Source organism: Micavibrio aeruginosavorus EPB (assembly GCF_000348745.1).
Classification (GTDB): domain Bacteria; phylum Pseudomonadota; class Alphaproteobacteria; order Micavibrionales; family Micavibrionaceae; genus Micavibrio; species Micavibrio aeruginosavorus_A.
On the sequence record NC_020812.1, the window covers coordinates 1695093 to 1708539 of the forward strand.

A 13447-nucleotide genomic window follows, 5' to 3' on the forward strand; every position below is an offset into this window, starting at 1 on the left:
TAAACAAAAAACAAACAGACAGAACAGCAACAGTTAGAGAGTAAAAGGAGACAGAATATGAGCTTGTTTGGATCCCTTTTCACCGGCGTATCTGGTCTTGGTGCACAATCGCAATCCACGGCCATGATCGCCAACAACATCGCCAACGTAAACACGGTCGGTTTTAAACGCTCCGAAGCCGCGTTCTACAGCCTTGTAACATCCGAAGGCCGTTCATCCCGTTATTCACCGGGTACGGTTGCCGTGAACCGCGTTCAGCGCGTAAACCAACAAGGCCCGATCCAACAAACCGGTTCCACCACGGACGCCGCCATTTCCGGGAACGGGATGTTTGTTGTAAAACGTGACGCCTCCTCCACACAGGAATTCCTGTACACCCGTTCCGGGTCGTTCAGCGAAGACTCTCAAGGTCTGCTGCGCAACACCGCCGGCTTCGTCCTGTATGGCTGGCCGCTGGACGCCAACGGCGACCTGCCTGCCAACCAAGGGGATTTGACCTCGCTGGTTCCGGCCGACGTGGCCTTCCTGGGCGGTCTGACGCGCCCGACCACAACGGGTGAAATTTCCCTGACCCTGGACCAGAACGAAGTGGACTCGACACTGGGTGCCGTATCCACCTCCCCGCCGGACTTCACACGCGGCCTGACCGTGTATGACAGCCTTGGCACGGCCCAGGTTCTGACCTTTGAATACACCAAAACCTATGGCCCGCAAGGGACCGCCGCCGGTACGGTTGCCGATCTGTCCGCGACGGACAACTTGGTCACCGATCTGGGGATGACGGCTGGTAACAGCTTCTCCGTCTCCATCGACGGTGGCGCGGCTTCGACCTTTACCGTCACGCCGACCTCCACGGTGAATGACATTTTGAACTTCATCAACGGCACCACCGGGGCGCAAGCCTTCATCGGTAACGATGGTGAACTGGTGTTCCAACGCACCGAATTTGAAGGTGGTGCGGCCCAAACCATCACCGTGACCAACGTCGGCGGCACACCGCTGAACGCTCTGGGCATGACGGCGGGCACCTATGCTTCCAACGACATGACGACGGCCACGGCCATCGCCACCGGCACGACCACGGGTCTGGCCGACGGCACGCCGGGCCCGGCCACCCTGCTGGCCGCCCTGGGTCTGGTTCCGGGTGATACACTGACCATCGACCTGGACGGTGCGGGTGCTCCCGCCACCTTCACGGTGGGTGCCGGTGATGACATCGACGACATCCTGACTTTTATTGACGGTGTGACCGGCGTTCCCGGCTCCGCGGTTATCAGCGGTACGGGCCAGTTGCAAGTCACCCACTCCAACGCTTCCCCGAACGATGCCATTATCGGCTTCGGCGGCACAAACGTGGCCACGGCTTTGGGATTAAGCACGACCCAATCCTACTTCGCGGCTGGTTTCGCCAACGGCTCGCCGCTGGATACACCGCCGTACAGCTCCGGTGCCTACCCGACACCGCAATCCCTGCCGGGTGATGCCGGGTATAACAGCCGCGGCTGGTGGAATGTTCGTGTGGTTCACCCGAACGGAACGACCCTGTCCAACGGCTTGTTGAACTTCGCCGGTGACGGTTCGCTGAACGCGCTGCCGGATGCCACGGGTAACATTGACATCAACCTGGACCAGATCGACTGGGGCAACGGTTCAAACGCCCAAAACATCAGCATCGACGTTGAAAAATTCAACAGCTTTGCTGGCCAGTACAACGTGATTTTCTCTGACCAGAACGGGGCCGAACTGGGCCTGCGGACCGGGGTTGAGATTACACGGGATGGTTTCGTGGTCGCCCGGTTCTCCAACGGCGCCTCGGCCAACCTGTACAAGGTTCCGCTGGCAACCTTCGCCAACATTAACGGTCTGGCCGAAGTATCCGGTACGGCCTACGCGGAAAGCGAATTGTCAGGTGAAGAAAACTTGCGTGAAGCCGGAACCGGCGGCGCAGGCTTCCTGGAACCGTCGACAATCGAATCCTCGAACGTCGACCTGGCCGATGAATTCGCGAAGCTGATCGTCAGCCAGCGTGCCTACTCGGCCAACACGAAAATCATCACCACGGTGGATCAGATGACCGAAGAGCTTCTGAGACTCCGATAATCCACCGTAACCAGACATAACCGTTTCAAGAGATAAAAAGTACGTAAGAAAGGACTAAAATCATGACCAACGATGTCGTATTGACCGCAGCCTTGCGCACGAACCTGCTGTCGTTGCAGAACACGCAAAGCCTGATCGATATTACCCAGAACCGTTTGGCCACGGGTAAAAAGATCAACTCCGCCCTGGACGGCCCGCAAGCGTTCTTCGCCTCTCAGGCGCTGAACAACCGCGCCAGCGACCTCGGCCGCCTGCTGGACTCCATTGGCCAGTCCATCCAGGTGATCAAAGCCGCCGACAACGGCGTCACCGCCCTGACCACCATGGTGGAACAAGCCGACGCCCTGGTCACCAGCGCCCGCGAAGCGGTCGCAAATGCCCAGTCCGAAGCGAAAGTGACAGGCACAAAGGATCTGCGCGGTATCGACGATTTGCGCGGAATTGTCGGCTGGCCAGCAGATGCTCTGACACGAATCTCCTTCACCCTGACAACGAAGGAAGGCGTATCACGCCCAACAGGTGAATTCGCAACACCTTTGGTCACTGGCGCAACGACAAACATTGATGTTGCCGTTGGCACATCAACAGAAGAGCTTTTAGCCCGACTTAACAGCATTGTTGACGCCGATGGAAATCACGTCATTCAAGCTGAGTTAGACGCAAAAGGCCAGTTGTCGATTAAGACAACAAACGGCGACAGCTTAAATATGAACTTCACCACCACAACAGATGACGATGTCACAAACTTAGGATTGGCAAACGCTCTCGGTTTTGGTGACATTGTAAAAGTTACAGCAAACGGCGCAGCAAATGAAGTCGGCGTCACTGCTGTAGCGGACGTTGCGCTGCGTTCATCTGCACTCCACACCGGCACAACACCGCCAGTGACAGCGCTACGGAGCGATTTGCTGGCCAACATCACAGACTCAAGCGGTAACGCTTTGTTCGGAAACCTGAACAACGCCGCCGACGTTTATACAATTGCCATCAATGGCGGTGCCGCAGTCAGCATTCCACTGAACGGACAAAGCATCCAAGGATTTATTGACGAGATCAACAATAACGGATCTCTAAATACAAAAATCAAAGCCGAGTTTGATGAAGAATTAGGACAACTGTCGATCCGTCCGATTGATGGCAGCGTCCGCAGCCTTACGATCGGCGTCACAGGTAACGATGCTGGCACGCGTGCTGACTTCGGGTTTGGAACCGTCGACTTGTCCACACCCGGCGCAAACTCGATTTCCGAACACATCACCTTCGGTGACTCCGTCGCGGAACTGGCGAAACTGGAATCCGACTATAACAAGTTGCGGGACCAGATTGATGCCTTGGTGTCCAACGGCGACACGGGCTATCGCGGCACGAACCTGCTGTTCGGGGATGACCTGCTGACCGTCTTCAACGAAGACCGTACCAGCTCGATCACCACCGAAGGCGTGACCTTCACCGCCGATGGTCTGGGTCTGGACGTTGCCGACTTCTCCCGTATCGACACGGTGGAAACCAGCATCGAAAACGTTCGCGAAGCCCTGGAAACCGTGCGGAACTTTGGTTCCACGCTGGCCAACGATTTGTCGGTCATCCAGGCCCGCCAAACCTTCACCAGCTCGATGGTCACCACGTTGAAAGAGGGCTCCGCCCTGCTGGTCAACGCCGACCAAAACGAAGAAGGTGCGAAATTGCTGGCACTGCAAACCCGCCAACAGCTGGGCGTCACCGCCCTGTCGCTGGCCTCGCAGTCCCAACAGGCTATCCTGCGTCTGTTCGGTTAATCGCCGACGATACAGGGATAGGACTCTGGCCTTACGGCGGAGGATGGACACTAACCCCCCACCTCCGCGGGCAGAACGCCCCAGTTCAGAACGGATAGTCGTAAGGACCCAGATCATAAGGGTACACCGGGAAACCGGTGTACCCTTAATCTTTCACCGCTCTATCCTGAATTCGGCCCCTACAAATCCTTCACCATCATCACATTCAAATCATCATCGACACACACAAACGCCCCTTCGGCCACGCGGTCCATATCGTAGACGAGGCCGAAACCATCGGGCATATACCCGCGCCGGACATACAGGCGTTGGGCCGATCCAAACCCGGCATGCAGGCCGACGGCCAAGCCGATCATGTCGCAATTCTCTGCCCGCGCCAGATCCTCGCACGCCTGCACCAATTGTTCGCCTACGCCGCCACGGCGGTGGTCGGGCAGGACGTAGAGATCCTGAATTTCATAAATTCCGGCACTGCGAAACGGTTGATAGCGCGACTGGCGGTTCAGCATGACATACCCGGCGATGGTCCCGCCGGTTTCGGCCACAAACATGGCCCGGCGTTCGGTGGCAATTTCATCCATGCATTGGGCGAAATAACGATCATCCCGCACCCGATCCATGCGCGGGCGCAGGGCGTTTAAGGCGGCCATATCGGCCTCAACCGCCATGCGGATTGTGATTGTTTCGGTCATCGCCTTGTTTCCCTTATCTTTTTACCCGTTGTGCAGGGCGCAAACCCGCTTTACAGCGTTTTCCCGAAACGGTAATGTACCCGTTCCCAATTTATTGCAAAAACCGCAGGAAAACCATGTCTGTTGCTCAAGAAAAAACATCCGCAGAAATCGCCAACTCCGTGAAGGACATGAAGGACATCGTCGCCCTGTGCAAACGCCGCGGCTTCGTTTTTCCGGCATCCGACATTTATGGCGGCCTGAACGGGTTTTGGGATTACGGCCCGCTGGGTGTTGAGCTGAAAAACAACCTGCGCGATTTGTGGTGGAAATGGATGGTCACTTGCCCGCCCGTTGGCCCGGATGGCCAGCCGGTGGATATTGTCGGCATCGATTCATCCATCATCCAGAACCCGAAAACATGGGAAGCATCGGGCCACGTCGGCGGATTCTCCGACCCGATGGTGGATTGCCGCGAAACGAAATTGCGGTATCGCGCCGACCATCTCAGCATCATTTATTGGATTGGTGAAACATTCGCAGTAGCCATTTTTGATGACTGGGATGAAGATACGATTGCAAAGCGCCTCAAAAAACTTGGCGTCAGCAAAAAAATTGGAGATGCAGGCTACACAAGAATTCAAGGGATTCAAGTTGCAGGCGCTGGTCAACCTGGCCTTGATAGGACTTACGGACCTGACGCAAAAGAAATCGGCACCCTGACCGAACCGAAACAATTCAACCTGATGTTCCACACCTTCGTCGGCGCCACGGGCGGCGATGATAACAAGGCGTATCTGCGTCCGGAAACGGCGCAGGGAATCTTCCTGAACTTTAAAAACGTGCTGGATTCATCCCGCGTGCGCGTACCGTTCGGGATTGCGCAAGTGGGCAAAGCCTTCCGTAACGAGGTCAACCCGCGCAACTTCATCTTCCGGTCCCGTGAATTTGAACAGATGGAAATGGAATGGTTCTGCCACCCGAGCGAAGCCAAAATGTGGCGCGACTTCTGGTTCGCGGAGCGTCAAAAATTCTGGACCGCGATCGGTTTGGTCAGCGAGAACGTGCGTATGCGCGACCATGACAAGGACGAATTGTCCCACTACGCCAAGGAAGGGCTGGGCACCGCCGACATCGAATATCGCTTCCCGTTCACCGCGCCGGGCTTTGGCGAGTTGGAGGGCATTGCCCACCGCTGCAATTTCGATTTGACCCAGCACCAGAAGCATTCCGGCGTCAAAATGGAATACACCGACCCGATGGACCCGAAAAACAAATTCATTCCGGACGTCATCGAACCGGCCGCCGGTTTGACGCGCGGCGTTCTGGCCCTGCTGTGCGAAGCCTACACCCCGGATCCGAACCGTCCGTCGGGCGTTTACCTGAACCTGCACCCGGCATTGGCCCCGAAGAAGGCCGCCATCCTGCCGCTGACGGCGAAGGATCAGCACCCGGTGATCGCCACGAAACTGTACATGGATATCCGCAACGAATTCGCGGTCGATCTGGACATCAAACAAAACATCGGCAAACGCTACGCCCGTCAGGACGAAATCGGCACGCCGTATTGCTTCACCATCGACGACCAGACCGTGTCCGACCAGACCGTCACGGTGCGCGAACGCAACACGATGTCGCAGGAACGCATCGGCCTGGACCACGTGGCAGAATACTTACGCAAACATATCCGCAGCGTTTAATCGCTCCCACTTTCAAAAAGCCCCCGCCTTGGCCGGGGGCTTTTTTCATGTCCTATCCCTTGGAACAGGCGGGTTTTCGCGGTTTATTAACCATAATTTCACCCCCACACCCCCATAATAGGGCCAGTTCTATACACCAAAACCCAGAATCAGGGGTTTGAAGGGGGCCGTTATGGCAGAGAGTTTTGAAGAGTATCAGGCCAAAATCGAAAAGGCCGAAGCCTGCGAAGCCACCGATAACGAAAGCCGCGCCCTGGCCATGGGTGAGGTCGACGAAAACGGTTACAGCGAGATAGATAAAAAGATCAACGATCAATACAACACCGATAAATACCAGACCGTGCGCACCGAAGTTGCCAATTGCTATGTCGGCATTGAACGTACACCGGGTTTTCTGGACGAAATGGTCGGGTTTGCAAAAGATTCATTCGACAAGGCAGCCAACGCCGTGAAGTCGATCGACGTTACACCGCAACTGGTCAAAGATGTTGATAGCGCTCTGGATCGCGCCAACACATCGGACAGCGAACAAAACCGTCGCTGGGACCGCCAGATTGCGGAATCCACTGGGCCGAGTATGTAAGATTTCGGAATCGGAGATACGATCAGAGGGCGATACAGATATGTATCGCCCTCTTTCTATTTAAACCACCGGGGACAAACCGCACGGCGTATGTTCCAACCGATAGCGGCTGCGCCCCGTCACGGGTTTCGTTTGCCCGTCATACAAAATGGGCAAAGATGGATAATGGGCCACATGCAAATCTGGCAAAGCGGGAACGGCGGCGGCGGCGCCCTCCGGCTCAAACTGAGTCAACGCCAGAACGCGGCCAACCCCGGCGGCATGGCCGAACATCAGATGGATCATCATGCTGCCATGGCCGGTGCGTTTGTGGCCCAGACGGGTGCTGACCTGTTGCAGCTTTAAAATATTCTGGGCCGGATTATCATGGAACGTTGCCGCCGCAACAATCACCCCGTCATCATTGACGCGCAGGGCATAGCGCGCCGTTGGGTCAACATGCAACAACGGCATCGGGTCCACCGCGCCGCGTTTGGATGCGGAACAAGTAATAAATTGATTATCCGGGTGTTTCGCAACCACCGCCATCAACCCATTCGCATCCGTAAAGATATTCGTGAAAAAGGTCATGGCGGCGTCCCGTTCTTATAACCCGTAACGGGACCAGAGGGCGCGGTCTTCAACCGCGGCGATCGCCCCGTCGACCAGAGCGGATTCATCAAACGCAATCCCCCCGCCGCGCGCGGCCAGAAACGCCGGAATGAACGGCGGCTTCGCGCTGGTTTCCACCAGCCGCACATCGGGGCCGAATTTTTCGCGCATCACGCCGCGCACATCGCCGATGCCGTCGATCAGGCCCAGATCCATGGCCGGACGGCCGATCCAGAAGCGGCCTTCGAACAATTCCGGCCCGGCCCCGCGAATGGCATCGCCACGGCGCGAGCGGACCCAGTCGATAAATTGTTCATGAATTCCGGCCTGAAGATCTTTCAGACGCTCAACATCCTCCGGCTTTTCCGGGATGAACGGGTCGAGCATGGATTTATCGCGCCCCGCCGTGTACAGGCGGCGCGTAATACCGAATTTAGAGATGAAACGGTCCATGCCGAACCCGGCGGAAATCACGCCGATGGACCCGACGATGGAACAATCCTGCGCAAAAATCTTGTCCCCGGCGCAGGCGAGCCAATACCCGCCCGATGCGGCCACGTCCTCGACAAAGGCGAAAACGGGGATGTCTTTTTCATCCGCCAATTGACGAACCAGCCCGGCGATCAGGGAGGCTTGCGCGGGCGCACCGCCCGGCGAATTGATCACCAAAGCCACGGCGCGGACGCCCCGCACGGCAAAGGCCTTCTCCACCGCTTTGGACACGCGGGCATAGGACAGGGTGTTTTTCCGCATCCCGCCCATATCGGTCAGGACACCAGACAGGCGGACCACAGCCACGCGCGGCCCCTTATCGAAAATCTTCGCCAGAAGCGGCCCGATAACGGGCAAGCCCTCGGCCTTCTTCACATTGATCATTGGGGGATCATCGCGGCCATTGTCGCGTGCAAAATCCCCATGGTCATCCCGGTCAAAATCATCATGTGCGTTCATGGTTCGATTCATACCAGATTCGCCCTCCCCCCTAAACAGGCATCAGAATAACCGTTCACCGTTTCGTAACACGGCGTCCGCTTTTTCCGTATAATCACCATTGGCTTCGTGCAGGACCAACCCGGCATGGATGGTCGCCGGGGTCTTTCGATCCTTCACCGCACGGATCACAACCCGCTTCGCCGCCTGCCCCATCCGGGGCCAGAGGGGGAAAATTTCCACCGCACCAAAACGGCGATTGCCGGTCCGCCCACACATCGCCTGAATAATTTCATCGGTGCGATCGGCCCGGTGGATGATGGTCATCGACCCGCCGGATTTCAAATTCCGAAACGCGCAATCCACCCAGACCCCGATATCCAGGTCCACATCCGCATGCCCCAGCGCCGTGGCGCGGCCCGTATCGGGCGATGGGGTCCATGTTCCGGCCTCCATAAAAGGCGGATTGAAGATAACATGATCAAATCGTTGTTTTAGATCAGAAATTTCGAATTGAGAAATATCACCATGAGCAAATTCGCACCGATCCGTATTGTTATTTAGGGCGGCATTTTGTCCTGCCAATTCAATATATTCATCCTGAATCTCAATCCCGCAGCCAAACACACCGCCCAAGCGCTTGAGAACACAGAAAATCGCCCCGCCAACCCCGCAGCCAAGGTCCAGCACCCGGTCCCCGGCTTTCGCCGGACACGCGGCGGCCAGCATCACAGAATCCAGCGACGTGCGAAACCCACCCCCACCCGGTTGCAACAGGCGGACGGATTGGTTGAGGACATAAATTTCTTCGGGCTCCGGCCTTGTTTGCATATTCATCATCCCTATAATGCCGGACAGATTATAGAAGGTTGCAGATCATGAGCACACTGAAAACTCTCTTCACCGGAAAATCCCTGCGGGCCTGGATCATCATGGCCGGGGTTATTTTTGTTCCCTTTATCCTGTGCTTCGTCTTTCAGGCCCCCCAGGTTGCCAAAGCCGCTGCGGCGGACGCCGGAACCGTTAAGGTCTTCATGCTGGATGGCACCAAGATGGCCCTGCTGACCAGTCTGGGCATTCTGGCCCTGCTCTGTTGCGGCCCGGCAGGGTATTTACATAGGAAGAACAGAGCCACACTGGACAACCATGTCGGCACCACCACCCTCTGGACAGCGCTCTTCAGCACCCTCCTCGGCATCGCCGCGGCCGCTTACGATATGACGACCGGGAACGGTGCCTGGCTGATGGGATTTTTGGCGACAACAGCGGTGACCTTTATCACCGTGATTATCCCGGCCCTGATGGCCATGATCGGTTACTGGTTTCTGGCGGTCCGCACCAAGGATGGCCAGGCCGCCGCCCCGGCCTTCTCCATCCTGCTGGTTTTATGGAACATTGAATGTTTCCTGATCGCCACCGGGCAAGCCGTACAGGCCAGCACCTGATAAATAATCAGGCTGGCCCAGCTTGATTAAACGCACCCCATCCATTAACACTTTGGGCATGATGATGACACCGCAAGCCGCCGCCAAACCAAGCACCGAAACGATCCATCCGCTGGATCGTTTGTCGTCGTTGCTGGGGGATGATCTGGCCAAGGTGAATGATCTGATCATCACGCGCATGGATTCCCATGTGGCCCTGATCCCGCAATTGGCGGCGTGGTTGATCGCCGCGGGCGGCAAGCGCATTCGCCCCCTGCTGACACTGGGTTGCACCCGCCTTTATGGGTACGCCGGGGACCGTCCGTTTGGATTGTCGGCCGCCGTTGAATTTATTCACACCGCCACCCTGCTGCATGATGATGTCGTGGATGAAAGCGTCGAACGCCGGGGCAAGCCATCGGCCAATATGGTGTTTGGCAACCAGGCCAGCGTTCTGGTCGGTGATTTCCTGTTCTGCCGCTCGTTCCAATTGATGGTCGCGGATGGATCGATTGATGTGTTGCGCATCCTATCCGACGCATCGGCCACCATTGCCGAGGGCGAGGTTCTGCAACTCTCCGCCGCCAATGACCTATCCACGGGCATGGAAAAATATACGGCGATTATCGAAGCCAAAACCGCCGCTCTGTTCGCCGCCGCGTGCGAAGTCGGGCCGATCATCGCGGGCGCGGATGCAACGGCGCAAAAAGCCATGCGTGATTTTGGATATTATCTGGGCATGGCGTTCCAGATTGCCGATGACGTTCTGGATTACAGCGCCAACCGCGAAAAACTGGGCAAGACCGTCGGCGATGATTTCCGTGAAGGCAAATTGACCGCACCCGTGTTGATGGCGCTGGAACGCGCCGATGCGGCCGAACGCGAATTCTGGGCCCGCACCATGGAACGCCGCGAACAAACGGATGCCGATCTGGCCACCGCGCAAAGCCTGCTGGTCAAACATGATGCCTTAAATCGTGGCCTGGCGCTGGCCCGCGAATACGAAGACAAAGCCCGCGCCGCCCTGCACACCGCACCGAAAAACGCCATCCGCGATGCGCTGGATGACGTTTTGTCGTTCGCCGTTGGGCGTGATCATTAATGACCGGATGGCGGCAGGAACGCGCGCCCTATCTCACCCCATCCCAAAGGTCAGAATCGGCGGATTTCCGGATTTTTTGACATTTTTCTGGCCCAAAACCTGCCAACCCCATAAAAACGCTTGCGGCGCGGAAAAATATGGATTATGTTAAACAAAATTTCCAATCGAGGGTGCGTATTATGAGCGTAAACAAAAAATTGATCGGGGCCACATCTGCCTTTGCTTTGGCCTGCGGCCTGGTGGCCTGTGGCGACAGCGAAATCTCTGCGGATACAGCGTTCTGCCAGATTGATGAAAGCGCCAAATACCCGGTGCAGATTATCAGCGCATTTGATGGCGCATTGATGCGCGAAGGCACGGAAAAAGCCTTCCCCGTCGACCGTGAGGCGGGCACCTGCTCTGTCCCGCAGGACAATAAAAGCGGGTCCTATTTCATCTATCAGCTGAAACACTAAGCCCAAAGGGCGCAACAACCCGCCCCAAAACCGACAAAGCCCCCGGATCTGGGGGTTTTTTCATGGTCTTTTTCACCCGTTTTTCAACAAGCCAATTGACAGCCCGCCCCGATTTACGCTACCTCTCTGGCCTTGCTTGGATCGGGGCGTAGCTCAGCTTGGTAGAGCGCTACGTTCGGGACGTAGAGGCCGGAGGTTCGAATCCTCTCGCCCCGACCATTCATAAAAAAGCTCCCGCCCGGGGGCTTTTTTATTGTGCCTGTTCAAACAAGAAGGCTTTGCCCGTCCGCCTACACCCAAAGCACGCATAATAATTACGTCCTCTCTCATTCCACCCTATATTAATCAGTGACACTGGTGCCCGATACATGCACGGCCATATTGGCCGCGAAGGGGGCGTTGTTGCTTGTTCACTGTATCGCGCACCAGAAGATCTCCCAGAAACGCAAAACCAGAGGAGGCTATTATGTTACGTCTCATCATATGTTCCGGACTTGTTATCCTGCTTTCTGCTTGCGGGACATCGTCATCAGATCGGGCTTTGAGCGGTGGCGCTATTGGCGCGGGTGTGGGGGCCGTCGGTAGTTCTCTCACAGGCGGTAGCCCCTATACCGGGGCCATTATTGGGGGTGCCGTTGGTGCCGCGGCTGGTGGCTTGACGGATGAAGATGACGTCAATCTTGGCAAACCGATCTGGAGAAAATAACCCACGCGGACACGCCTGGCCGTTATGTTTGTGGGCGCAGATGCGCCCACAAATGCATTCGCAAACATTTGAAACAAATTTAAAACATCAAAACACAACCGTGACATCCGCAGATTCCTGCGGCCTCTGCTTTGTCGTTTGAAAAATGCAACAGCTCCGCCGCCATCCTATCCCCCGAAATATTATCCTTAAGGTTTCCCTATAGACTGAACGGACTACCCTTAATGATCGATATCAGGTGTACACCGATGATCGAAAGGATAAAAAAATGTTTAGACCATCATATATTTTGCCCGGTGTGGCCGCGGTGATGTTGTTGGCATCGACGGCAGCCAATGCGGCCGGGTATGAATGGAAGCGCGTTGATTACCAATATTTGCAGAGCGTTTCCGAAAAAGATCGCGGCATGTTGCGCATTTATAAAGATTACGAAGAACGCGAACCATGCCAGAATTACCGCGAGCTTCCGCCCGAGGTGAAATACGTGGATTGTAAATTGTATCACCGCGTCGCCATTCCCGATCCACCACCGCCGCCTGCTCCACCACCTGCACCGGAGCCACCAAAAGTCGTTTCCAGCTATGAAATTTTCTTCCCGCTGGACAGCACGGCCCTGGATCTGCAGGCCAATGCCATGGTTGATAAAGCCGCATCCGACATTGCGCTGTATCAACCCAGCGCCGTGATTGTCGCCGGTTACACCGACACATCCGGCGCGGCGGATTATAACGACCAACTCTCCGCCAACCGGGCCATGGCGGTGTCCGCCGCGTTAACCCAGCGCGGTATTCCGAACACGGCCATGAATCTGGAGGCCCACGGTCAGAATGACCTGAAAGTGCCAACAGAGGATGAGGTTCACGAACCGCAGAACCGCCGCACGGTCATCCATTTTATGAAATAGATGATCGCGACAGGCATGCCCAAAAGCCCCCGGTAAAAATCGGGGGCTTTTCTTACGCCTATACCCCGCGGGGGTACTTGACGCCGATACCCCCGCAGGGTATATAATGGGGTATACGGAGAAAAACCATGAGTGATACCGCGCACCCCCACGAGCACGCCGCCCACACGGACCAGATTCCGCGCCTGAACCGCATTGCCGGACAGGTTGAAGGCGTCAAAAAGATGATCGTCGAAGAACGCTATTGCCCCGACATCATCACACAATTGCGCGCCATTCGCGCCGCCATTAAAACCATCGAAGCCAATATTCTAGAGCGCCACTTACATTCCTGTGTTGCCGGAACAATTGCCAGCGGTGATAAAGACGAAGCCGCGACGATGATCGAAGAGATCAAAGATCTGTTTAAGCGTTTTGAACTGGACTAGAAAAAATGAAAAGTTGCTGCTCTGGTAAAGATGTATTTGAAACCGCCCCCCCGGCCCCGATTGAAACCGCGGGATGTT

Annotated in this window: 14 protein-coding genes and 1 tRNA gene; 11 read left to right on the forward strand and 4 right to left on the reverse strand. The window is 56.3% G+C overall.

Going from position 1 to position 13447, the window contains the following annotated elements; all coding sequences use genetic code 11:
• The first annotated feature begins 57 nt into the window (after positions 1 to 57).
• Complete coding sequence (locus tag A11S_RS07925) at positions 58 to 2100, forward strand: flagellar hook-basal body complex protein (RefSeq protein ID WP_015467987.1); 2043 nt, start codon at positions 58 to 60, stop codon at positions 2098 to 2100.
• A 62-nt stretch (positions 2101 to 2162) separates the two neighbouring features.
• Positions 2163 to 3875, forward strand: coding sequence for a flagellin N-terminal helical domain-containing protein (locus tag A11S_RS07930; RefSeq protein WP_015467988.1), 1713 nt, complete (start codon positions 2163 to 2165; stop codon positions 3873 to 3875).
• Positions 3876 to 4054: 179 nt separating this feature from the next.
• Here A11S_RS07930 and A11S_RS07935 read toward each other — a convergent pair whose 3' ends face one another.
• Entirely contained in the window at positions 4055 to 4567 is a 513-nt protein-coding gene (locus tag A11S_RS07935; RefSeq protein ID WP_015467989.1) for a GNAT family N-acetyltransferase, read from the reverse strand.
• Positions 4568 to 4683: 116 nt separating this feature from the next.
• Here A11S_RS07935 and A11S_RS07940 point away from each other — a divergent pair, with 116 nt between their 5' ends.
• Together A11S_RS07940 and A11S_RS07945 are read left to right on the forward strand one after the other, a co-directional pair.
• Positions 4684 to 6246, forward strand: coding sequence for a glycine--tRNA ligase (locus A11S_RS07940; RefSeq protein ID WP_015467990.1), 1563 nt, complete (start codon positions 4684 to 4686; stop codon positions 6244 to 6246).
• 172 nt (positions 6247 to 6418) lie between these two features.
• Positions 6419 to 6829 (forward strand): hypothetical protein, encoded by a 411-nt coding sequence (locus tag A11S_RS07945; RefSeq protein WP_015467991.1) that lies wholly within the window; start codon positions 6419 to 6421, stop codon positions 6827 to 6829.
• 60 nt (positions 6830 to 6889) lie between these two features.
• Here A11S_RS07945 and A11S_RS07950 read toward each other — a convergent pair whose 3' ends face one another.
• From A11S_RS07950 to A11S_RS07960, 3 genes are read right to left on the reverse strand one after another with little or no spacing between them, the layout of a single operon-like run.
• Positions 6890 to 7399, reverse strand: coding sequence for a hypothetical protein (locus A11S_RS07950; protein ID WP_015467992.1), 510 nt, complete (start codon positions 7397 to 7399; stop codon positions 6890 to 6892).
• 15 nt (positions 7400 to 7414) lie between these two features.
• Positions 7415 to 8383: a S49 family peptidase gene (locus tag A11S_RS07955; RefSeq protein ID WP_015467993.1), complete on the reverse strand. Its 969-nt coding sequence runs from the start codon at positions 8381 to 8383 to the stop codon at positions 7415 to 7417.
• A gap of 30 nt (positions 8384 to 8413) precedes the next feature.
• Positions 8414 to 9181, reverse strand: a complete 768-nt coding sequence (locus tag A11S_RS07960; protein WP_015467994.1) for a tRNA1(Val) (adenine(37)-N6)-methyltransferase — start codon at positions 9179 to 9181, stop codon at positions 8414 to 8416.
• Between the two features lie 47 nt (positions 9182 to 9228).
• Here A11S_RS07960 and A11S_RS07965 point away from each other — a divergent pair, with 47 nt between their 5' ends.
• The 7 genes from A11S_RS07965 (at position 9229) to A11S_RS07995 (ending at position 13369) form a co-directional block, all read left to right on the forward strand.
• The gene (locus A11S_RS07965) at positions 9229 to 9795 is read left to right on the forward strand and encodes a hypothetical protein (protein ID WP_015467995.1); all 567 of its coding nucleotides are present in this window, start codon (positions 9229 to 9231) and stop codon (positions 9793 to 9795) included.
• A 22-nt stretch (positions 9796 to 9817) separates the two neighbouring features.
• On the forward strand, positions 9818 to 10876 hold the full coding sequence (locus tag A11S_RS07970) for a polyprenyl synthetase family protein (RefSeq protein ID WP_015467996.1): 1059 nt from the start codon (positions 9818 to 9820) through the stop codon (positions 10874 to 10876).
• Positions 10877 to 11055: 179 nt separating this feature from the next.
• Positions 11056 to 11331, forward strand: a complete 276-nt coding sequence (locus A11S_RS07975; RefSeq protein WP_015467998.1) for a hypothetical protein — start codon at positions 11056 to 11058, stop codon at positions 11329 to 11331.
• Between the two features lie 142 nt (positions 11332 to 11473).
• A tRNA-Pro gene (locus tag A11S_RS07980) sits at positions 11474 to 11550 on the forward strand.
• A 247-nt stretch (positions 11551 to 11797) separates the two neighbouring features.
• Positions 11798 to 12037, forward strand: coding sequence for a YMGG-like glycine zipper-containing protein (locus A11S_RS12260; RefSeq protein WP_041802603.1), 240 nt, complete (start codon positions 11798 to 11800; stop codon positions 12035 to 12037).
• A gap of 268 nt (positions 12038 to 12305) precedes the next feature.
• Positions 12306 to 12941, forward strand: coding sequence for an OmpA family protein (locus A11S_RS07990; RefSeq protein ID WP_015468001.1), 636 nt, complete (start codon positions 12306 to 12308; stop codon positions 12939 to 12941).
• A gap of 128 nt (positions 12942 to 13069) precedes the next feature.
• Positions 13070 to 13369 (forward strand): metal-sensitive transcriptional regulator, encoded by a 300-nt coding sequence (locus tag A11S_RS07995; RefSeq protein ID WP_015468002.1) that lies wholly within the window; start codon positions 13070 to 13072, stop codon positions 13367 to 13369.
• Positions 13370 to 13447: the final 78 nt, after the last annotated feature.